The organism is Novosphingobium sp. 18050 (assembly GCF_902706195.1).
Lineage (GTDB): Bacteria > Pseudomonadota > Alphaproteobacteria > Sphingomonadales > Sphingomonadaceae > Novosphingobium.
Genome location: NZ_CACSJO010000001.1, coordinates 20,352 through 38,985, shown reverse-complemented (window position 1 = coordinate 38,985; position 18,634 = coordinate 20,352). Strand labels below are relative to the sequence as shown.

Annotated in this window: 16 protein-coding genes; 8 read left to right on the top strand and 8 right to left on the bottom strand. The window is 63.8% G+C overall.

The genetic code is table 11. The features are described 5' to 3' along the window. Positions 1-164 precede the first annotated feature (164 nt). Together mutL and GVL61_RS00170 are read left to right on the top strand one after the other, a co-directional pair. Entirely contained in the window at positions 165-1,979 is a 1,815-nt protein-coding gene (gene mutL / locus GVL61_RS00175; protein ID WP_159975649.1) for a DNA mismatch repair endonuclease MutL, read from the top strand. Continuing rightward, complete coding sequence (locus GVL61_RS00170) at positions 1,979-2,482, top strand: hypothetical protein (RefSeq protein WP_159975647.1); 504 nt, start codon at positions 1,979-1,981, stop codon at positions 2,480-2,482. Before mutL ends, GVL61_RS00170 begins: the two co-directional genes overlap by 1 nt. On the opposite strand, the gene GVL61_RS00165 is transcribed toward GVL61_RS00170, so the two are convergent. After that, positions 2,479-3,246 (bottom strand): MauE/DoxX family redox-associated membrane protein, encoded by a 768-nt coding sequence (locus GVL61_RS00165; RefSeq protein ID WP_159975645.1) that lies wholly within the window; start codon positions 3,244-3,246, stop codon positions 2,479-2,481. The two genes, GVL61_RS00170 and GVL61_RS00165, sit on opposite strands and share 4 nt — an antisense overlap. A gap of 41 nt (positions 3,247-3,287) precedes the next feature. Here GVL61_RS00165 and GVL61_RS00160 point away from each other — a divergent pair, with 41 nt between their 5' ends. Both GVL61_RS00160 and GVL61_RS00155 read left to right on the top strand, forming a co-directional pair. Next, positions 3,288-3,695: a MerR family transcriptional regulator gene (locus GVL61_RS00160; protein ID WP_159975643.1), complete on the top strand. Its 408-nt coding sequence runs from the start codon at positions 3,288-3,290 to the stop codon at positions 3,693-3,695. Beyond that, positions 3,695-4,069 (top strand): hypothetical protein, encoded by a 375-nt coding sequence (locus GVL61_RS00155; RefSeq protein ID WP_235037468.1) that lies wholly within the window; start codon positions 3,695-3,697, stop codon positions 4,067-4,069. The genes GVL61_RS00160 and GVL61_RS00155 overlap by 1 nt, the downstream gene beginning before the upstream one ends. A gap of 230 nt (positions 4,070-4,299) precedes the next feature. Here the strand turns inward: GVL61_RS00155 and GVL61_RS00150 are convergent, their stop codons facing one another. Beyond that, a complete protein-coding gene (locus GVL61_RS00150) occupies positions 4,300-4,836 on the bottom strand; it encodes a hypothetical protein (protein WP_159975641.1) in 537 nt (178 codons plus the stop codon). Positions 4,837-5,689: 853 nt separating this feature from the next. Continuing rightward, positions 5,690-6,790 (bottom strand): redox-regulated ATPase YchF, encoded by a 1,101-nt coding sequence (gene ychF, locus GVL61_RS00145; protein ID WP_159975639.1) that lies wholly within the window; start codon positions 6,788-6,790, stop codon positions 5,690-5,692. A 157-nt stretch (positions 6,791-6,947) separates the two neighbouring features. Here ychF and GVL61_RS00140 point away from each other — a divergent pair, with 157 nt between their 5' ends. Then, positions 6,948-8,471, top strand: coding sequence for a tetratricopeptide repeat protein (locus GVL61_RS00140; RefSeq protein ID WP_159975637.1), 1,524 nt, complete (start codon positions 6,948-6,950; stop codon positions 8,469-8,471). Between the two features lie 96 nt (positions 8,472-8,567). Here GVL61_RS00140 and GVL61_RS00135 read toward each other — a convergent pair whose 3' ends face one another. From GVL61_RS00135 to GVL61_RS00115, 5 genes are all read right to left on the bottom strand, one after another. Next, on the bottom strand, positions 8,568-8,993 hold the full coding sequence (locus tag GVL61_RS00135) for a PEP-CTERM sorting domain-containing protein (protein ID WP_159975635.1): 426 nt from the start codon (positions 8,991-8,993) through the stop codon (positions 8,568-8,570). Between the two features lie 143 nt (positions 8,994-9,136). After that, the gene (gene pth, locus GVL61_RS00130) at positions 9,137-9,712 is read right to left on the bottom strand and encodes an aminoacyl-tRNA hydrolase (protein WP_159975633.1); all 576 of its coding nucleotides are present in this window, start codon (positions 9,710-9,712) and stop codon (positions 9,137-9,139) included. A 103-nt stretch (positions 9,713-9,815) separates the two neighbouring features. After that, a complete protein-coding gene (locus GVL61_RS00125) occupies positions 9,816-10,427 on the bottom strand; it encodes a 50S ribosomal protein L25/general stress protein Ctc (protein ID WP_159975631.1) in 612 nt (203 codons plus the stop codon). A 232-nt stretch (positions 10,428-10,659) separates the two neighbouring features. Continuing rightward, positions 10,660-11,508 (bottom strand): TraB/GumN family protein, encoded by an 849-nt coding sequence (locus GVL61_RS00120; RefSeq protein ID WP_200844906.1) that lies wholly within the window; start codon positions 11,506-11,508, stop codon positions 10,660-10,662. A 5-nt stretch (positions 11,509-11,513) separates the two neighbouring features. Further along, a complete protein-coding gene (locus GVL61_RS00115; RefSeq protein WP_159975627.1) occupies positions 11,514-12,416 on the bottom strand; it encodes a TraB/GumN family protein in 903 nt (300 codons plus the stop codon). A gap of 210 nt (positions 12,417-12,626) precedes the next feature. On the opposite strand from GVL61_RS00115, the gene GVL61_RS00110 reads away from it, so the two are divergent. The 3 genes from GVL61_RS00110 to ppdK are packed head-to-tail and all read left to right on the top strand — an operon-like array spanning position 12,627 to position 18,544. Beyond that, complete coding sequence (locus GVL61_RS00110; protein WP_043973040.1) at positions 12,627-13,529, top strand: glycine--tRNA ligase subunit alpha; 903 nt, start codon at positions 12,627-12,629, stop codon at positions 13,527-13,529. After that, positions 13,526-15,820 carry a glycine--tRNA ligase subunit beta gene (gene glyS / locus GVL61_RS00105; protein WP_159975625.1) on the top strand — a complete coding sequence of 765 codons (2,295 nt, stop codon included), beginning with the start codon at positions 13,526-13,528 and terminating at the stop codon, positions 15,818-15,820. Before GVL61_RS00110 ends, glyS begins: the two co-directional genes overlap by 4 nt. Before the next feature lie 60 nt (positions 15,821-15,880). Then, positions 15,881-18,544, top strand: coding sequence for a pyruvate, phosphate dikinase (ppdK, locus tag GVL61_RS00100; protein WP_159975623.1), 2,664 nt, complete (start codon positions 15,881-15,883; stop codon positions 18,542-18,544). Positions 18,545-18,634 lie beyond the last annotated feature (90 nt).

The following is an 18,634-nucleotide window of genomic DNA, read 5'->3' as shown; positions in this document are numbered from 1 at the left end:
CCCCTTAGCCCATCGATTCGGGAAAGGCCAAAATTTTGTGTCCTTTTCCGGGGGGAAATGCAGCAAGCCCATCTCGAATTTGCTGCGCTTCGTCGCTAGATTCGCTCTCTCGTCGCCGCATTGCACCATTGACAGCCTGCGCTCCTTCATCAGTCGAGAATCATATGCCTACGATCCGCCGCCTGCCTGAACACCTGGTCAACCGAATCGCCGCGGGCGAAGTGGTCGAACGGCCGGCTGCTGCGCTCAAGGAACTTGTTGAGAACGCTATCGATGCGGCCTCCACCGAAATCACCGTGCGACTCGCCTCGGGCGGGCTCGACATGATCGAGGTTACCGACGACGGCTGCGGCATGCGGGCCGACGAAATCGCCCTGGCGCTGGAACGCCATGCGACTTCGAAACTGCCCGACGAGCAGATTGAACTGGTCGCGACGCTCGGATTTCGGGGCGAAGCGCTGCCATCGATCGGCTCGGTCGCGCGGCTGACCATCGAAAGCCGGCCCCATGATGCGGTGGAAGGCTGGAAGCGGGTGGTCGATCACGGCGTGGTCACGTCCGATGCTCCTTCGGCGCTGCCGCCGGGGACCCGCATCCGGGTCGAGGACCTGTTCGGGAAGGTGCCCGCGCGGCGCAAATTCCTGCGCTCGCCGCGTTCGGAATATGCCGCTTGCCTCGATGTTGTGCGGCGCCTTGCCATGGCGCGGCCCGATGTCGGCTTTACGATGGAACACGACGGACGCCGCGTGCTGGCAGTGCAACCGCGTGAGGAACTGGCGGCGCGGGTCGCTCGCCTCATCGCCCGTGAACTAGCGGAGGACGGCGTTCTCATCGAGGCGGAGCGCGGCAGTGCCCGCCTGACCGGCGTAGCAGGCCTGCCTACATACAACCGCGGCGTGGCCGATCACCAATACCTTTTCGTCAACGGGCGGCCGGTCAAGGACCGCCTGCTGGTCGGCGCGGTGCGCGGGGCTTATTCCGATATGCTCGCACGGGACCGTCATGCGGTGCTGGCGCTGTTCCTGGAAATTCCGCCCGAGGACGTCGACGTCAACGTCCATCCTGCCAAGACCGAAGTGCGTTTCCGTGATCCGGCTTTCGTCCGCGGCTTCCTTGTCGGGGCGCTGCGCCATGCGCTGGAAGGTGCAGGGCAGAAGAGCGCGCAGCCTGCTGCCACGGCGGCGATGAATATGTGGCAGGTCGAGCCGACAAAGCCGACACCGGCACCCTCGCTGGGGTCGCTGTTTGCGCGTGAATATGGGGGCGCGCCGCAGCGGTACGAAAGCTCGCGGGTATCGGAAGCGGGGACGGCGTGGCGGTCCTACGAGGCCGAAGTCATGGCCCAACCTTCCTCGCGCGCCGAACCCGCTGCGGAGACGAGCGAGGAAGACTTGCGTTATCCGCTAGGCGTTGCGCGCGGGCAGGTGTCCAATACCTATATTGTCGCGGAGGCGGAAGACGGCCTCGTCATCGTCGACCAGCACGCCGCGCATGAGCGGCTCGTCCTTGAGCGCCTCAAGGCAGCGGGCGCGGAAGAGGCGATGAACCGCTCACAGGCGCTGCTCCTGCCCGAAGTCGTAGAACTGGAGGAACCGGCCTGCGATGCGCTGGAGGACAAGATCGGCGATCTCGCCCGTCATGGCCTTGTACTCGAACGTTTCGGGCCTTGCGCGATGCTGGTGCGTGCGGTGCCTTCGGTTCTGTCGAAAAGCGACGTGACCGCATTGGTCCGCGATGTCGCAGACGATCTGGCCCGCAACGGGGATGCCTTGCTGCTGGGAGAAAAGCTCGACCTCGTGCTGGCGACGATGGCCTGTCATGGGTCGGTTCGCGCCGGGCGTGTCCTCTCGGTCGCCGAGATGAATGCGCTGCTGCGCGAAATGGAGCGCACGCCGCGTTCGGGCCAATGCAACCATGGCCGCCCGACGTGGGTTAAGCTTGCCCATGAGGATATAGAAAAACTGTTCGGGCGAAAGTGATGCAAAAGACGGTGGTGGTATTGGCGGCACTCGCGTTTCTGGCGGGTTGCGGGAAAGAAAATCCGGCGCAGGAGGCGTCCGAGGACGCCCGCGACGTGGCGATGGTCGAGAAGATGAGCAAGGCGCCGTTCAAGCCGATCCTCCCCATCGCCATTACCGGCGAGGATATCGAACGCTACGGCCTCGACAAGCCGGGTTGCTCCTTCCGCAAGGGGCAGGGCGCCAACAAAGCCGCAGACCCTCTGTTCATCGCCGGCAAGGACGAGGGGTTCATGCGGGTGGGCGCTGACCTCAAGCGGTTCTCCGCCAAGGACGTCAGCGCGGACCTGCCGGGCGGCGCGCGCTCCACTTACGTCGGGCTGTCTAGCTGGATTGACCTCGTGCGCCTGCCCGACGCGGGAACCGGCGGGAACGACCTCAACTGGCCGGCCCGCCTGATCATACACGACGCACAGGAGCGGGTGGCTTTCCGGGCCGATGGCACGATGACCTGCCGCAGTTAGGCCATCCCCGCAGGCATCTGCGTTGTCATCCATAGCGCCATGCCGACCATGAACAGGTTCTCGGTTAGAGAAACGAAGCCCAGCGGCACGTTGCCCGATCCGCCGACGCAGGCGCACTTCAGCTCGCGCTTCTGGACATATACGGCGTAGAATACCGAGACCGCGCCGATAATGCCGATGAACAGGCCCACGGGGATCGATATCCAAGGCAGGACATGCGCGGTCATCAGCGCCCCGGTCGTCCATTCGAGGATTGGATAGGCATAGGCGTAAGGGACCATGCGCCTGGCCAGCAGATCGTAACCGAGGAACATAGTCGAGAACTGCTCGATGTCCTGCAGCTTCAGCATGGCCAGCAGCATCATCGTCATCGACACGAACCATTCCAGTGCGCGCAGCGTGAAGGGTGTGCCGTAGGCCGCCCAGCTAACCGCCATCGCCAGCCCGGCGCCGGTGGCAAAGACGGCTAGTACCGGGCGATAGGTCTTCGCTTTCGGATCGGGGACCTTGAGCCCGAAATGAGTCTGCAGTTCGGTGTAGCCGCCGATCCGCTTGCCGCCGATGAAGGTCTGCGGCGTGGTGGCAACGCCGTGGCCGGCCTTGAAGGCGTCGGTTTCCTCGCGATTGGTCAGCCAGTGATCCTCGACCTTGTAGCCGCGTTTTTCGAGCAGGTATTTCGACTTCACGCCCCAGGGGCAGACGTGCTTTTCGAAGACCATCCGGTGGAGAACGGCGATCGGTTTCGAGGAGTGGTCGTTTGTCATGGATGAGCTTATAGCTCCCGTACCATGGTACGGAGTCAAGCATGGCCCTGACAATTTCGGAACTGGCCCGCAGCGGCGGCGTCGGCGTGGAGACAGTGCGGTTCTACCAGCGCAAGGGATTGCTGCGCGATCCCCGGCCCGGGGGAATCGGCGCGGCCAAGGGGCAGCGCCATTACGCAGACGACGATGTGCGCAGGCTCGGCTTCATCCGCGCGGCCAAGGCGGCGGGGTTCATTCTCGACGAGATCGCCGAACTGCTTGGTCTGGATGCCAGCGACGACCGTGTTCGGGCGCGTGAGATGGCGCAGGCGCGGCTTGCTCACCTCGACAGCGAGATCGCAGCGTTGGAGCGCGCCCGTCAGTCGCTGCGGCGGCTGGCGCGTGAATGTGCGGGCGGCAAGGCCGGACCTTGCCCGATCATCGAGGCTTTCGAGGAAAAGCAGGCCTGATGGGCAGCATGTACCTCGTTCTCAGCGTTAATTCGGGGATTGACGAGCGCGTCCCTATCGTCGCAGGCGCAATATATCGTATCATCGCCCACAGGGATGGAAGAAGAAATATGACCGCGTCATTCACAAGCCAGGATTGGCGTGACCACTTTGCCCATTGCATCCAGGTTTTTGGCGGCACTACCGCTTCCTCGCGGCGGCTCGGCATAGACGAGCGGGCCATCCGGCGCTTCATCAATGGTGATCTGCCATTGAGCCCCCGTCTTCTGGAAGACACCGCGAAAGCACTGCGCCTGCTTATCGTCGAAGCGACGCAAGCGGAAGGACACATAGCTGCAGCCGTCGGCTCTGAAGCGAACGATCCGCAAGCGTAGCGGCTTGAAACGAGGCACTGCGCCATTGTTAGTGAAGCAACGGATAGTTGAATATAAGCTACCGCCGTAGGCGCCTCATTTTAGGCCATGCGGGCTGCCAGTCCGAAAGCAGTTATGTCCGGTAACTGGATTGTCCGACTGATACCGGACTTTCCGGTTCCGCCCCCTTTGCGCCATAAGTGCCCCCCAGCGCTAAGCCCGTAAGTAGACGTGCCTGACGCAGCGGGGAGCTACCGCAGTCGACACGCCACCCTATGAAGCGAATAACTTGCGAATGGCTTCTCAACGTTGTTTCCGTCCCGCGCTACGATCTGCCACATGAGGTGGTTTCCCGAGAGGTGCCAACGGTTCACGAACGCGTCGTCGGGATACTGGTAGGTGACGTTGAACCCATCGAAGCTGATTTCGCCCTGCCCCGAAGCGGCGAAGCCACCTCCGAAGCTGTCTGCCCAATATCCAACGATCTGATCTGCCGTTTTCCCCGGCTGCCTGCTAGCTCCGCCAAATATCAGGTGAGCCGAGTAGTGATCTTTGACATCGGCTACGGCGCTGCTTTCAACATCGAGAGCCAACATTGCTTCTTGAACGATTGGCTTTGCGAGGATAGCGATGGTGACAGGTTTGTTCATCACCTCGCCGCTACCTTCCCAGCAACCCTTGAGGGCGATGACCGGCGCCGGAACTGGCGTGGAGCCCGGCTCCGCAGAATGTGCCGCAGACGACGCGGCGAGCAGAACCGCGACGGCACAACATAGCTTCTCGAACATCAAATTCCCCTAATTTCCGCTTCTATTAGAACGGGGGAGCAACGAAGCAAGGAATGTCGGTTAAATGCTGTTCGCGACCGATTTTGGAACGCCGGCTTTCCGGCTAGGGTGGGCAAATAGCTGCCCGTCTGCTGACCACCCTTGTTAGACGCAAGCTGCTCGTCGGCACGCGCCCCCTTGCGGACATTAAACCGAGCGGCCACCTTAGGATATGAAGCGAGCGCATCTCACATTAATAATGGCCGCGGTCCTAACTGCCTGCTCCCAACAGCCTGAAAAACAGGTTTCTGTGGTTGTGGTGAGCATCGCTGAGCACGCGAATCCGAAGTGGAATGCAGATCAAGTAGTTGTCACTGCTAGAAGTCGGGATGGAGCGATGGGCAGCAAGCCCGTTTTGCGGGCTCGCCTCAAGTGTCGCATTGGCGACACAGTTCACGGCATCACGCGTGGTGTTGCTCTCGAAATCGATGAGCACGCCTGCGTGCAATAGCGTCCGCTTCCCACCATCCTTGGACGAACGCGGGCTGTCGGTACACGCCCAGCTGTGGACATTCAGAACATGGCACTCGCCGCTTGGCCGAACGTCATCTTCGACCTGAGGCGGTCGATTAAGCAAGGCCGCAAAAACATAACGAGCGTTGCGCACTGCGTTGACGATCCAGCAGCTTTTCGCCTGGGTGTCATGGAGGCAGCAAGAAACGGAGCGCCCGGCGCCTCGAGTGATGGATCTCGGGAATTACCCCTCAATGCCGGCGCCGCATTACCGGCCCGTTCATGTCGATCCGGTCCATCGTCATGTGCAAGGTAATTGCGCGGACTGACCTCCTGCGAAGAGGGCGGCCCGCGCTTATCGTCAGACGTTGAACTTGAAGTGCAGCACGTCGCCGTCGTGGATGACGTATTCCTTGCCTTCCTGACGCAGCTTGCCGGCTTCCTTGGCGGCGGCCTCGCCGTTCAGCGAAACGAAGTCGTCGAAGGCGATGGTTTCGGCGCGGATGAAACCTCGCTGCATGTCGGAGTGGATCGTGCCGGCGGCTTCAGGTGCCTTGGCGCCCTTGTGCACGGTCCAGGCGCGCGCTTCCTTGGGGCCGACGGTGAAGAACGTCAGCAGTTCGAGCAGTTCGTAGCCAGCGCGGATGATGCGGGCGAGCCCTGCTTCCTGCAGGCCCATTTCCTCAAGGAAGACCAGCCGGTCGTCCATCTCCATGCCGGTCAGCTCGGATTCGATCGCAGCCGAGACGATGACGGCGCTGGCGCCCTCTGCCGCAGCCTTCTCGAACACGCGCGCGGAGAAGGCATTGCCTTCCGACGCGGCTTCTTCCTCGACGTTGCAGACGTAGAGCACCGGCTTGGCGGTGATTAGCTGGGCCTGGTTGAAGACGCGCTCCTCGTCCTCGTCCTTGGGCTTGGTCAGGCGGGCGGGCTTGCCTTCGCGCAACAGGTCCAGCGCCTGGCCCAGCACGGAAGCGGCAATCTTGGCTTCCTTGTCGCCCTGGGTGGCCTTTTTCTGGGCCGCGGGGACGCGCTTCTCGAGGCTTTCGAGGTCGGAGAGCAGCAGCTCGGTCTCGACCGTTTCGGCGTCGGCGATGGGGTCGATCTTGTTGTCGACGTGCTGGATGTCGTCGTTCTCGAAGCAGCGCAGGACGTGGATGATCGCATCGACTTCGCGGATGTTGCCGAGGAACTGGTTGCCCAGGCCTTCACCCTTAGAGGCGCCGCGCACCAGCCCTGCGATGTCGACAAACGACAGCTGGGTGGGGATGATCTTGGCCGAACCGGCGATCGCCGCCAGTTTGTCGAGGCGCGGGTCGGGCACGCCCACCTGGCCGACGTTCGGCTCGATCGTGCAGAACGGATAATTGGCCGCCTGCGCCGCCTGCGTCTCGGTCAGCGCATTGAACAACGTCGACTTGCCGACATTGGGAAGGCCCACGATCCCGCAACGAAAACCCATCGATAACTCCGAATACAAACTATGGCGCACCGTTAGCGATGCTATGTTGCCGCGCCCATAGCGCTGCTGCCCTGACTTGACCAGTTCGCCGCGAAAGATCGCCTGCAATGAGGGGCCGGTTGACGGAAATTTCAGGCATTGCCCCTAGTTCGGCAGGATGAAACCCTCCATCCATCTCGCCCTGCCGCTTGCAGTCCTGCTTGCGGTGACGGCCTGCGGGGAAAGCCCCGAGGTTCTGTTCGCCAAGGCGCGCGAGGATTTCGCTGCAGAGAACTATCAGGAGGCGCGCATCGCGCTCGGTTCGGCGCTGGGCGAGCGGCCCGGAAACAGCGAGATGCTGGCGCTGCTGGTCGAAACTCATTTGCGTCTGGGTGACCCTGATGGCGCGGAAGGGGCGCTGCGGCGGCTCGAACGGGCTGGCGGAGAAGGCCCCGCAGTGGCGCGGATGAAGGCGCAGCTGGCACTGCTGCGGCAGGCGCCGCAACAGGCACTGGCCCTTATTGGCGCGGATAGCAGCGTCGACGGCTGGCGCATACGTGCCGAATCGCAGCTGGCGTTGGGTGAGGACATGGCGGCGCGCGATGCATTCGAGAAGGGTATGGCGGGCGGCGGCGACATTCGCCTCGCCTCGTCTTACGCGCGTTATCTGCTGCTTAACGGCGACCTGACCCGCGCCGCCTATGTGCTCAGGCGGATGCAGGTGTTGGCGCCCCGGTCATATGAGGCGCTGGTTCTGGCGGGCGACCTGGCCGCTGCGCAAGGGCGGGACGATGCGGCGATTGCTGCTTATCGCAAGGTGACCGAGGCTTTTCCCGGCAGGGTTCCGCCGTTTCTTGCGCTGGCCAATCTGCAGGATACGGCTGGCCGCGTAGACGAGGCATCGGCGCTGGTTGAACAGGCCGGGAAGATCGCGCCGGACGACCCGGAAGTGGACGAACTGCGCTTCCAGCTATTGTCCGAAAAGGGCGAGTGGGAACAGATCAGGGACGCGCTGCAGGCGCGTGAATCCAGTCTCCCGCCCGGATCGGCACTAAGTATGACCTATGGTGAGGCGCTGCTGCGTCTGAACCACCCTGAACAGGCCCGCGTGATCTTCCGCCGCGCGGTCCTGCTGCTTCCGGGTAATCCTTACGCGCGGCTCATGCTGGGCGAGGCGCAACTGGCGACCGGAGATGCAAGGCGCGCCTGGTCGACGCTGGGGCCGCTTGCCGCCACCACTCTGGCCCGGCCGGAAGTACTGGAACGGGCGGAAAAGGCTGCGCGAATGGTCGGTGCGCCGGAGGCGGCAGAGCTTCAGGTGCGGCTCGATCCGGCCCGGCTCAAGGCGACCATGGCGCTGATCGATCAGGGTGAGGGTGCGATGGCCGGGCAGGATTGGAACACGGCCGTGTCCGTCTACACCCGCTTGTTGCAGCGGGGTGGGGACCCTGAAGTGTTGAGGCGGCTCGCTTTGGCGAATAGCCGGATGGGGGACTCTGCTACGGCCATCGCCCATGCCGACCGGGCGCTCGCGCTTGACCGGGACAATGCGGATTATCTCTACATGGCGGGGAGCGTGCGCGTGGCGGCTGGCAAGGATCTTGGCGAGGCGCGGCGGCTGCTGGAGGCGGCGGCACTGGTCGATCCGCGCAGCCGCGACATCGCGCGTGAACTCAAAAAGGCGAAAGCCGCTGCCAGGTGAATCCGGTAGCGGCTTTGCCGTTCATTGACACGGTCATCCCTGATTGCTGCAGGCCGCACTTGTGCCAAGTGCGGTCGCATGCGGGATGACAAAGGCTCAGATGCGAGGCTTGCGCCGGCGCGCATAGGCCAGGCCGAGGAGGCCGGCACCAAGCATGCCCAGCATGCCGGGCTCGGGAACGGCAGTGCCGCCGGACGAACCGCCGCTGCTGCCACCCGAAGTCGAAGTCGTCGTGCCGCCTGAGGTGGTGGTGCCGCCGGAAGTCGAAGTGCCGCCCGAAGTCGACGTCGTGGTGCCGCCCGAGGTCGAGGTCGTGGTCGTACCGCCGGAGGTCGACGTGGTCGTGGTGCCACCCGAGGTGCTGCTGCTGGTCGAGGTGGAGTTGCAGAGCTTCTTGCCCGAGCTGTGGCCGCAGCCACATGCATGCTTGTGTCCCGAGCTCCAGGTCGCGTGAGCCGGCGCGCTCAGGCCGATGGTAGCGGCCGTGGTGAGTGAAAGAGCGAGTAGTGTCTTGCGGAACATCGTAGTCTACCCCTTGGTTACCCTATTGATTGATGGTGACTACGCAATCACCGTGCCAATTGTGGATTTTCATGGGTTTTGTTGGTTAACGAAGTTAGTTCAACATGCGATCTGTAAACTAACTCGACATTCCATCCCGCGCCTCAGTCCTGCTGGCGCAGCGCAACGTCGTTCATGAAACGGGTGTCGTCGCCGGCTGCAAGGCGGTCCGCCTCTGCTGCGATGGCGCCCAACATGCCGGACAGCGGGTCTATCTCATCCTTGGCATAGTTACCCAGAACGTAGCCGCTGACGCGGTCTTTGTGGCCGGGGTGGCCGATGCCGAGGCGCACACGGCGGAATTCAGCGCCAAGGTGCTGGTCGATCGAGCGCAGGCCGTTGTGGCCGGCGTGGCCGCCGCCCTGCTTGATCTTGACCTTGAACGGAGCAAGGTCGAGTTCGTCGTGGAAGACGGTGAGGGCGGACATGTCGAGCTTGTAAAAGCGCATCGCCTCGCCCACGGCGCGGCCACTTTCGTTCATGAAGGTTGCGGGCTTGAGCAGCAGGATCTTGTCGCTGCCGATGCGCCCTTCCTGAAGCCAGCCCTGGAACTTCTTCTGTACCGGGCCGAAGCCGTGGATGTCGGCCAGTGCATCGGCGACCATAAAGCCGACGTTATGCCGGTTGAAGGCATATTGCGGTCCGGGATTGCCCAGACCGACCCAGAGCTGCGTGGCCATTCGCGTCTTTCCTCGATGTGACGAGTGGGCGTAACCAAAGAAAAGGCCCTTCCCGCGCACCGGATTTCCGGGGCGGGAAGGGCCGTTTCGAGTCCGGCGAAGCTTATTCGGCTTCGGCTTCGGCCTCTCCGCCTTCGGCGCTGCGCAGGGCAGACGGCGTGGCGATCGTCGCGATGGTGAAATCGCGGTCGGTGATCGCGCTCTCGACGCCCTTGGGCAGCTTCACGTGGGTGAAGTGGATCGATTCGCCCAGGTCGAAGCCGGTGAGGTCGATGGCGATCTCATGCGGGATCTTCTCGGCGTCGCAGACCAGTTCCAGATCGTGACGAACAACGTTGAGCACGCCGCCACGCTTCAGGCCCGGCGAGGCTTCTTCGTTCTCGAACACTACCGGCACGTTGACGTGCACGGTTGCGCCCTTGGCGACGCGCAGGAAGTCGACGTGGAGCGGACGGCTCGACACCGGGTGGAAGGCAACGTCCTTGGGCTGCGTGCGATACTTCTTGCCGCCGACTTCGACCTCGATGATCGAGTTGAAGAAGTGGCCGGTCATCAGCTGACGGGTCAGTTCCTTCTCTTCGAGGTGGATCGACAGGGGTTCTTCCTTGCCGCCGTAGACAACTGCGGGGACGCGGCCATTACGACGCAGATCACGGGAGGCTCCCTTGCCATTCCGTTCACGCGTCTCGGCCGGCAGGTTAAGCGTATCGCTCATGGGACGTGCCTTTCAAAACTGGATAAATCTCGGTACGAGACCGCTCATCGGCCCTGCACCGCCCGTCACGCCTCCAGGGATGACCACGACGGGAAGGCGCGGCCCTTATCCGCATGGGGGGCAAAATGCAAGCCGGGATCGGCGGCTAACCCTTCGACAAGCTCAGGGTGAGCGGATGTCAGTCTAAGCTCTCAAATCCGCTCAGGCTGAGCTTGTCGAAGCCCCCAGCGCCCTACTCCACCCGCGTAACAGTGAAGCCCTGCGCCGTCAGCATCGCCGGAAGCCCCTGCGGCCCGGCCATGTGCGCCGCGCCCACCGCGACGAACGGCTTCTCCCCCGCGCGCACGGATTGGCCGATACGGGCGCTCCAGCGGCGGTTGCGGCCGGTGAACAGCACTTCGCGCAGCTGCGGGTCGGCGAGCAGGCCCGAACGGGTTTCCGCTTCGATCGCCTTCATGTCGCCGGTGCGCCAGCTTTTCGCCAGATCGCGGTCGGGTATCGCCGCTTCGGTCACGACGGCGGCGAGCAGGCCGCGCTGTTCGCGTTCGGGCAGGGCATCGAACAGGCCGAGCTGGGCAGCGGCGCCTTCCAGCTCCACCACCGGCAGCCGGCCCGCCTGCGCGATCAGCGCGCGGTCCACGCCGTTGCGGGCATCGTCATCGTCGGCCCCGGTGCGGGCAAGGGTGAGGGCGGCGGCCCATGTATCCATCGCGGCGAAATCGTCATCGCTATGGCCGCTTTTCTTGAGCAGGGCGGCAAGGGCAGGGCGGTCCTTGGCAGGCACGCGGCTCGACAGCGGCGGCTCGCCTTCGCTGCGAGCCAGCCGGGCGAACGTGGCGGCGACTTCCGATTCGTCGGCAAGGTTGCCCACCTCCACCATGATCGTACCCGATTGCTTCAGGGCTGCGTCCACCCCCGCCGTGCGCCATTTCAGTGGCCGATCGGAGGAGTGGATCGTCCCGAACAGCCAGCCCGCATGGCCCTGCGCATCCGTGATGCGCCACAGCGCCGGATGCGCCGCCCTCGGCTCGGGCGAGCACGCCAGCAGGGCCAGCGGCAACAGGAGCGCCAGCGCGCGCATCAAAGCTATTGCACCCGCGTCGAGGTGACACCGGCGGCGGCAAGCTGGTCCTGCACGCTGCCCGGCCCGGCCAGATGCCCCGCGCCTACCGCCACGAAGACGGTGCCCGGCTGATCCAGCCTTGCTTTCAGCCACTTGGCCCAGGCCACGTTGCGGTCGGTAATCAGCACCTTGCGCATCTCGGGATCGCTTTCGTCTTCGTTGAGAAGCTGGGCGAGGTGTTCGGCGTCTCCCGCTTTCCATGCCGCGACCATGTCGTCGATGTCGGCCTTGACGGTCGGCAGTGCCTCGATGACTTCGCCGAGGTAGGTGCGCTGCGTCGCTTCGGGCAGATGATCGAACAGGCCGATCTGGTACTCGGCGGTTTCGAAGGCATAGTTGGCCAGATGGCGCGCCCGTGCCTTGGCGGCGACCTGGGCGTCGATGCCGCTTTCGGTGCTGTAGCCTGCGGTCTTGAGCGGCAGCAGCGTGAGCATCAGCGCGGCGAACCAGGTATCGTTGCTGTCGAAAGCCGCCGCCGGGATGCCAAGCGAGGCCATCGCCGCTTCGTAATCCGCGCGCTCCTTTACGGGCAGGGAAGCGCGGAGGGCCTTGCCGTCCTCGCGCTGGCTCATCTTCATGACCACGCCTTGCGATTGCTCGGCCTCGTCGATGGGAATTTCGGTCACCAGCTGCTGCGCGCTGTCGAGCGCCTTGGCGACCGGACCGGCGTACCAGTTCACCTGCTCGGGCAGGACGTGGATCGTGCCGAACAGCCAGATCGTGGTATCCTCGTCCGACACCTTCCAGAGCGCGGGGCGCACCGGCGGAGCGGCAGCGGGCGCCTCCTCTTTGGCAAAGGCGGCGACAGGCGGAAGTGCGGAGAAGGCCAGTGCCGGGACGACAAGCCAGAAGCGTAAGCGGGACATGGCGCGCCCTATGCACGATAGCAGCCCTGTCTTCCAGCAGTGCCATCCAGCAGCATCGTCCAGATACCCTGCCGTCCCGGAATCGACACGCTCGGCTGTATTTGCCGTGCAACTTGGCGCCGATTACGCCTTTGCGCGGTTGATTTGGCAGGCCCGATCCGCCAAAGGCCGCGCAACAATACGCCAAGCCCATAAATCGACGGAAACTGCATGACCGCCGCTAAAGAGCCGCTCAGCTTCCAGGACATGATCCTGACGCTCCACAATTTCTGGAGTGCGCAGGGCTGCCTCATCCTGCAGCCCTACGACATGCGCATGGGCGCGGGCACGTTTCACCCCGCCACCACACTGCGCGCGCTCGGCCCGGAACCGTGGAAGGCCGCCTACGTGCAGCCCTCGCGCCGCCCGACCGATGGGCGTTATGGTGAAAACCCGAACCGCCTTCAGCACTATTACCAGTATCAGGTGATCCTGAAGCCGAACCCCGAGAACCTGCAGGAACTGTACCTCCAGAGCCTCGCTGCGATCGGCGTCGATCCGCTGGCGCACGACATCCGCTTCGTCGAGGATGACTGGGAAAGCCCCACGCTGGGCGCCTGGGGCCTGGGATGGGAAGTCTGGTGCGACGGCATGGAAGTGACGCAGTTCACCTACTTCCAGCAGATGGGCGGCTTCGATTGCAAGCCCGTCGCAGGCGAGTTGACCTACGGCCTCGAACGGCTGGCGATGTACATCCAGAACGTGGACTCGGTCTACGACCTCAGGTTCAACAACGAAGGCGTCAGCTACGGCGATGTCTTCCTCGCCAACGAACAGCAGCAGTCGAAGTACAACTTCGAGATCGCCGACACCGACGCCCTCTTCGCCGGCTTCAAGGCAGCAGAAGCTGAATGCATGCGCTGCATCGAGGCGGAAATTCCCCTCGCCGCCTACGACCAGGCGATCGAGGCCTCGCACCTGTTCAACCTACTTCAGGCGCGCGGCGTGATCTCGGTGCAGGAACGCGCCAGCTACATGGCCCGCGTGCGCGATCTCGCCAAGGGATCGTGCCAGTCGTGGATCGACACCAACAAGGATCGCTGGGAAGCCAAGTTCCCGGGGTGGACCATATGACCGACTTCCTTCTCGAACTGCGCTGCGAAGAAATCCCTGCCCGGATGCAGGCGGGTGCGCGCGCCGACCTTGAAAAGCTGTTCCGCAAGGAAATGGGCGCTGCCGGCGTCACGCTGGGCCAGATCACCGTGTGGTCCACCCCGCGCCGCCTCGCGCTGATCGCGAATACGCTGCCAGACGTGACCGAGGCCGTGAGCGAAGAAACCAAGGGCCCCGCCACCAGCGCGCCCGATCAGGCGCTCGAAGGCTTCCTGCGCAAGACCGGCCTGACGAAGGACCAGCTTCAGGTCCGCGATCTAAAGGGCAAGGACACATACTTTGCCGTGATTGAAAAGCCGGGCCGCGCCGTAAAGGACGTGCTGGCCGAGGCGATCCCGGCGATCGTCCGCGCCTTCCCCTGGCCCAAGTCGCAGCGCTGGGGCAAAGCCTCGATCAGCACCGAGTCGCTGCGCTGGGTGCGCCCGCTGTCCGGCATCGTCGCGATCCTGGGCGAAGACCTTGTCGAGTGCGAGATCGGCGGCATCGCCTCCGGCTACGCCACCAAGGGTCACCGTTTCCATGCGCCCGGCGACATCACCATCGGCGGCGCGCATGATTATGCGCGCAAGCTGTCGGCCTGCCACGTAATCGTCGACCATGCCGAACGCCAGGACCTGATCCGCGACGAGGCCCGCAATGCTGCCGCCGCCGCCGGGCTCACGCTGGTCGAGGACGAAGGTCTGGTGATCGAGAACGCCGGCCTCACCGAATGGCCCGTGCCGCTGCTGGGCCGCTTCGACGAGGCGTTCCTCGACGTGCCGCCCGAAGTCATCCAGCTCACCGCGCGCGTGAACCAGAAGTATTTCGTGTGCGAGGACGCTTCAGGCAAGCTTGCCAACGCCTTCGTCTGCACCGCCAACATCGACGCGGTCGACGACGGCGAGGGGATCGTCGCAGGCAACCGCAAGGTCCTCGCCGCCCGCCTCTCCGACGCCCGCTTCTTCTGGGAGCAGGACAAGAAGACCGCGCTCTCGGACCACGCAAAGAAGTTGGCCCGCATCACCTTCCACGAAAAGCTGGGCACCGTCGCCGACAAGGTCGAGCGCGTGGCCAAGCTGGCCGAATGGCTGGCAAGCGAAGGCATCGTCCCGAACTGCGACCCCGCACTGGCGCGCCAGGCAGCCGAGCTGTGCAAGGCGGACCTCGTCACCGAAATGGTCGGCGAATTCCCCGAGCTGCAGGGCCTCATGGGCGGCTACTACGCCCGCGCCGAGGGCCTGCCCGACGCCGTAGCCGACGCCATCCGCGACCACTACAAGCCGGTCGGGCAGGGCGATGATGTGCCGACCGCCCCGGTGACGGTTGCGGTTTCGCTGGCGGACAAGCTGGATACTTTGGTCGGCTTCTTCCTCATCGATGAGCGGCCTACAGGTTCCAAAGATCCCTTTGCGCTGCGCCGGGCGATGCTCGGGCTTTTGGGCACGATTTTGGACAATCGCTTGCGACTTAGTATCTCGCAAATCTTCCAGATGGCGATGATTATTCAAATTCAAAATATTGCTTGGCGTGAAGCGATTAAGGTCAATACTGATTTTGAGAAAATCGTCTCTAGAGATTTTGCCACATCGCTAAAATCGCTTTTCTATGAACAGGCTCTTGCTCAAAAAGATATTAAGCAAGAGCAATTGATCGTAGGAGCCTTAGAAACAGCCGGGCATCTCGATCGTTTTCTCGCCGACCGCCTCAAGGTCCAGCAGAAGGAAGCGGGCGTTCGCCACGACCTGATCGACGCGGTGTTCGCGCTCGGCGGTGAGGACGATCTGGTCCGCCTGCTTGCCCGCGTCCATGCGCTTCAGGCGTTCGTCGGCAGCGAGGACGGCACCAACCTCCTCGCCGGCTACAAGCGCGCCGCCAACATCCTGCGCAAGGAGGACTGGAAGGCCGACCAAGTCGAGGCGACCGGCCATCCTCTGACTGGCGACGAAGACCCGCTCGAGAACGTCGACGATCCCGACATGAAGGAAGTCTACGCCGCCCGCACCGCGCTCTCCTACGAGCCGGAGCCAGCCGAGAAGGCGCTCATTGACGCGCTCGATGCTGCGCAGCCGCAGGCTACTGCTGCAGTTGCGGCGGAAGATTTCGCGGGCGCAATGAGTGCTCTGGCCTCGCTGCGCGCGCCGATCGACGGTTTCTTTGATCAGGTGACAGTAAACGATACTGACGCCAACAAACGATATTCACGACTTGCACTGCTTGATCGTTTTCGTGCTGCAGTGCACAATGTTGCAGATTTCTCGCGGATCGAGGGGTAGGAGGATTCCCCCTCGGTTCGTTTAACTTGCGCAAATCCGGTACAGGAAAGTTAGGGATAGATGGTTCAGCAGGTCTACACGTTCGGCGGCGGCGTAAAGCATGAAGACCCCCGCTCGCGCGACAAGGTCATCACGGGCGGCAAGGGTTCCAACCTTGCGGAAATGGCCGGGATCGGCCTGCCGGTGCCTCCGGGCTTCACCATCACCACCGAGGAATGCGTCAAGTACCTCGCGGAAGGCGCCAACTTCTCGGACGAACTGCGCGCCGACGTGGCGCAGGCGCTGACCCACATCGAAAAGACCGTCGGCAAGAGCTTCGGCGATGCAGCAGACCCGCTGCTGGTCTCGGTCCGTTCGGGCGCACGCGTCTCGATGCCGGGCATGATGGACACCGTCCTGAACCTGGGCCTCAACGACGAGACCGTCGAAGGCCTGGTCAAGACTTCGGGCGATGACCGCTTCGCGTGGGATTCCTACCGCCGCTTCATCCAGATGTATTCCGACGTCGTTCTGGGCGTGGAACACCATCTGTTCGAGGAAGCGCTCGAGATCGCCAAGGAAGACAACGGCTACGACAACGACGTCGAGCTGACGGCCGCCGACTGGCAGAAGATCGTCAAGCAGTACAAGGCCATCGTCGAAGGCGCACTGGGCCGCTCGTTCCCGCAGGATGTGCAGGAACAGCTCTGGGGCGCCATCGAAGCCGTGTTCGACAGCTGGGATTCCGACCGCGCCAAGGTCTATCGCCGCCTGAACGACATTCCTGCCGGCTGGGGCACTGCCGTCAACGTGCAGGCCATGGTCTTCGGCAATATGGGCGATACTTCCGCCACCGGCGTCGCCTTTACCCGCGATCCGGCGACCGGCGAGAAGGCCTATTACGGCGAATGGCTGGTCAATGCCCAGGGTGAGGACGTCGTCGCCGGCATCCGCACCCCGCAGTACCTGACCAAGGCCGCGCGGGAACGCGCCGGCGCCAAGCCGCTGTCGATGGAAGAGGCGATGCCCGCCGCTTACGGCGAGCTGGCCGCGGTGTTCGAGCTGCTCGAAAAGCACTACCGCGACATGCAGGACATCGAGTTCACGGTTGAGCGTAACAAGCTGTGGATGCTGCAGACCCGTTCGGGCAAGCGCACCGCCAAGGCCGCGCTCAAGATGGCAGTCGACATGGTGGAAGAGGGCCTCATCGACGAGGCTACCGCCATCCGCCGCATCGATCCGATGGCGCTCGACCAGCTGCTGCACCCCACGCTCGACCCCAAGGCCAAGCGCGACGTGCTGGGCAAGGGCCTGCCCGCCTCGCCGGGCGCAGCTTCCGGCGCGATCGTGCTTGATGCCGATACTGCTGAAAAGCGCGCGGAACGCGGCGACGCCGTGGTTCTGGTGCGCGTGGAAACCTCGCCCGAGGACATCCACGGCATGCACGCGGCCAAGGGCATCCTGACCGCGCGCGGCGGCATGACCAGCCACGCCGCCGTCGTGGCGCGCGGTATGGGCCGTCCTTGCGTTTCGGGCGCATCGGGCCTGTCGATCGACATGAAGACGCGCACCCTGCGCATCGGCAACCGCGAACTGAAGGAGGGCGACATCATCACCCTCGACGGTTCGACCGGCGAAATCATGGCCGGCGAAGTGGCGACGATCGAGCCTGAACTGGCCGGCGATTTCGGCACGCTCATGGTATGGGCCGACAAGCACCGCCGCATGAAGGTGCGCACCAACGCCGAGACCCCGGCTGACTGCAAGATGGCCCGCCAGTTCGGCGCCGAAGGCATCGGCCTGTGCCGCACCGAGCACATGTTCTTCGACGCAGGCCGCATCTCGGCCGTGCGCCAGATGATCCTGGCCGAAGACGAAAAGGGCCGCCGCGAGGCGCTCGCCAAGCTGCTGCCGGAACAGCGCGCAGACTTCCAGGCGATCTTCGAGGTGATGGCCGGACTGCCCGTCACCATCCGCCTGCTCGACCCGCCGCTGCACGAATTCCTGCCGCACAGCGATGCCGAATTCGCCGATCTTTCGGACACCATCGGCATCGGCGTCGACACCCTCAAGCGCCGCGCGGACGAACTGCATGAATTCAACCCGATGCTCGGTCACCGTGGCTGCCGCCTTGGCATCACCTTCCCCGAAATCTACGAAATGCAGGCCCGCGCCATCTTCGAGGCAGCCTGCGACGTAGCCAAAGCTTCGGGTGAAGCGATCGTGCCGGAAGTGATGATCCCGCTCGTCGCCACCAAGCGCGAGCTGGAAATCCTCAAGAAGGTGGTCGACGAGGCCGCTGCCAAGGTCTTCGCCGACAAGGGCATGACGCTCGACTATCTGGTCGGCACCATGATCGAGCTGCCGCGCGCGGCGCTGATGGCGGGCGAGATCGCGGAAGAAGCGAAGTTCTTCTCGTTCGGCACCAACGACCTGACGCAGACCACGCTGGGCGTCAGCCGCGACGATGCGGCGCGATTCCTCAGCCCTTACGTCGAAAAGGGTATCTACCCGCGCGATCCGTTCGTCACGCTCGACATCGAGGGTGTGGGCCAGCTGGTGCAACTGGCGGCGGAACGTGGCCGCGCTACTTATGCCGATATCAAGCTGGGCATCTGCGGCGAGCATGGCGGCGATCCGGCCTCGATCGCGTTCTGCGAGAAGGTCGGCCTCGATTACGTCAGCGCCTCGCCTTACCGCGTGCCGATCGCCCGCCTTGCGGCGGCGCAGGCTGCACTGGGCTGAAACTGAAAGAAGCCCCTTCCGTGAGGAGGGGGCTTCGACAGGCTCAGCCTGAGCGGAGTGCGTAGATTGGAGGCTTGGCGCCGGAAAGCG

Coding starts and splice junctions, on each gene's coding strand:
- GVL61_RS00120 (WP_200844906.1), bottom strand. CDS start 11,508: ATGCGCGCGCTGGCGCTCCTGTTGCCGCTGGCCCTGCTGGCGTGCTCG.
- GVL61_RS00170 (WP_159975647.1), top strand. CDS start 1,979: ATGCAAAAGACGGTGGTGGTATTGGCGGCACTCGCGTTTCTGGCGGGT.
- GVL61_RS00110 (WP_043973040.1), top strand. CDS start 12,627: ATGACCGCCGCTAAAGAGCCGCTCAGCTTCCAGGACATGATCCTGACG.
- GVL61_RS00125 (WP_159975631.1), bottom strand. CDS start 10,427: ATGAGCGATACGCTTAACCTGCCGGCCGAGACGCGTGAACGGAATGGC.
- GVL61_RS00160 (WP_159975643.1), top strand. CDS start 3,288: ATGGCCCTGACAATTTCGGAACTGGCCCGCAGCGGCGGCGTCGGCGTG.
- pth (WP_159975633.1), bottom strand. CDS start 9,712: ATGGCCACGCAGCTCTGGGTCGGTCTGGGCAATCCCGGACCGCAATAT.
- GVL61_RS00115 (WP_159975627.1), bottom strand. CDS start 12,416: ATGTCCCGCTTACGCTTCTGGCTTGTCGTCCCGGCACTGGCCTTCTCC.
- GVL61_RS00140 (WP_159975637.1), top strand. CDS start 6,948: ATGAAACCCTCCATCCATCTCGCCCTGCCGCTTGCAGTCCTGCTTGCG.
- mutL (WP_159975649.1), top strand. CDS start 165: ATGCCTACGATCCGCCGCCTGCCTGAACACCTGGTCAACCGAATCGCC.
- GVL61_RS00155 (WP_235037468.1), top strand. CDS start 3,695: ATGGGCAGCATGTACCTCGTTCTCAGCGTTAATTCGGGGATTGACGAG.
- GVL61_RS00135 (WP_159975635.1), bottom strand. CDS start 8,993: ATGTTCCGCAAGACACTACTCGCTCTTTCACTCACCACGGCCGCTACC.
- ppdK (WP_159975623.1), top strand. CDS start 15,881: ATGGTTCAGCAGGTCTACACGTTCGGCGGCGGCGTAAAGCATGAAGAC.
- GVL61_RS00150 (WP_159975641.1), bottom strand. CDS start 4,836: ATGTTCGAGAAGCTATGTTGTGCCGTCGCGGTTCTGCTCGCCGCGTCG.
- glyS (WP_159975625.1), top strand. CDS start 13,526: ATGACCGACTTCCTTCTCGAACTGCGCTGCGAAGAAATCCCTGCCCGG.
- GVL61_RS00165 (WP_159975645.1), bottom strand. CDS start 3,246: ATGACAAACGACCACTCCTCGAAACCGATCGCCGTTCTCCACCGGATG.
- ychF (WP_159975639.1), bottom strand. CDS start 6,790: ATGGGTTTTCGTTGCGGGATCGTGGGCCTTCCCAATGTCGGCAAGTCG.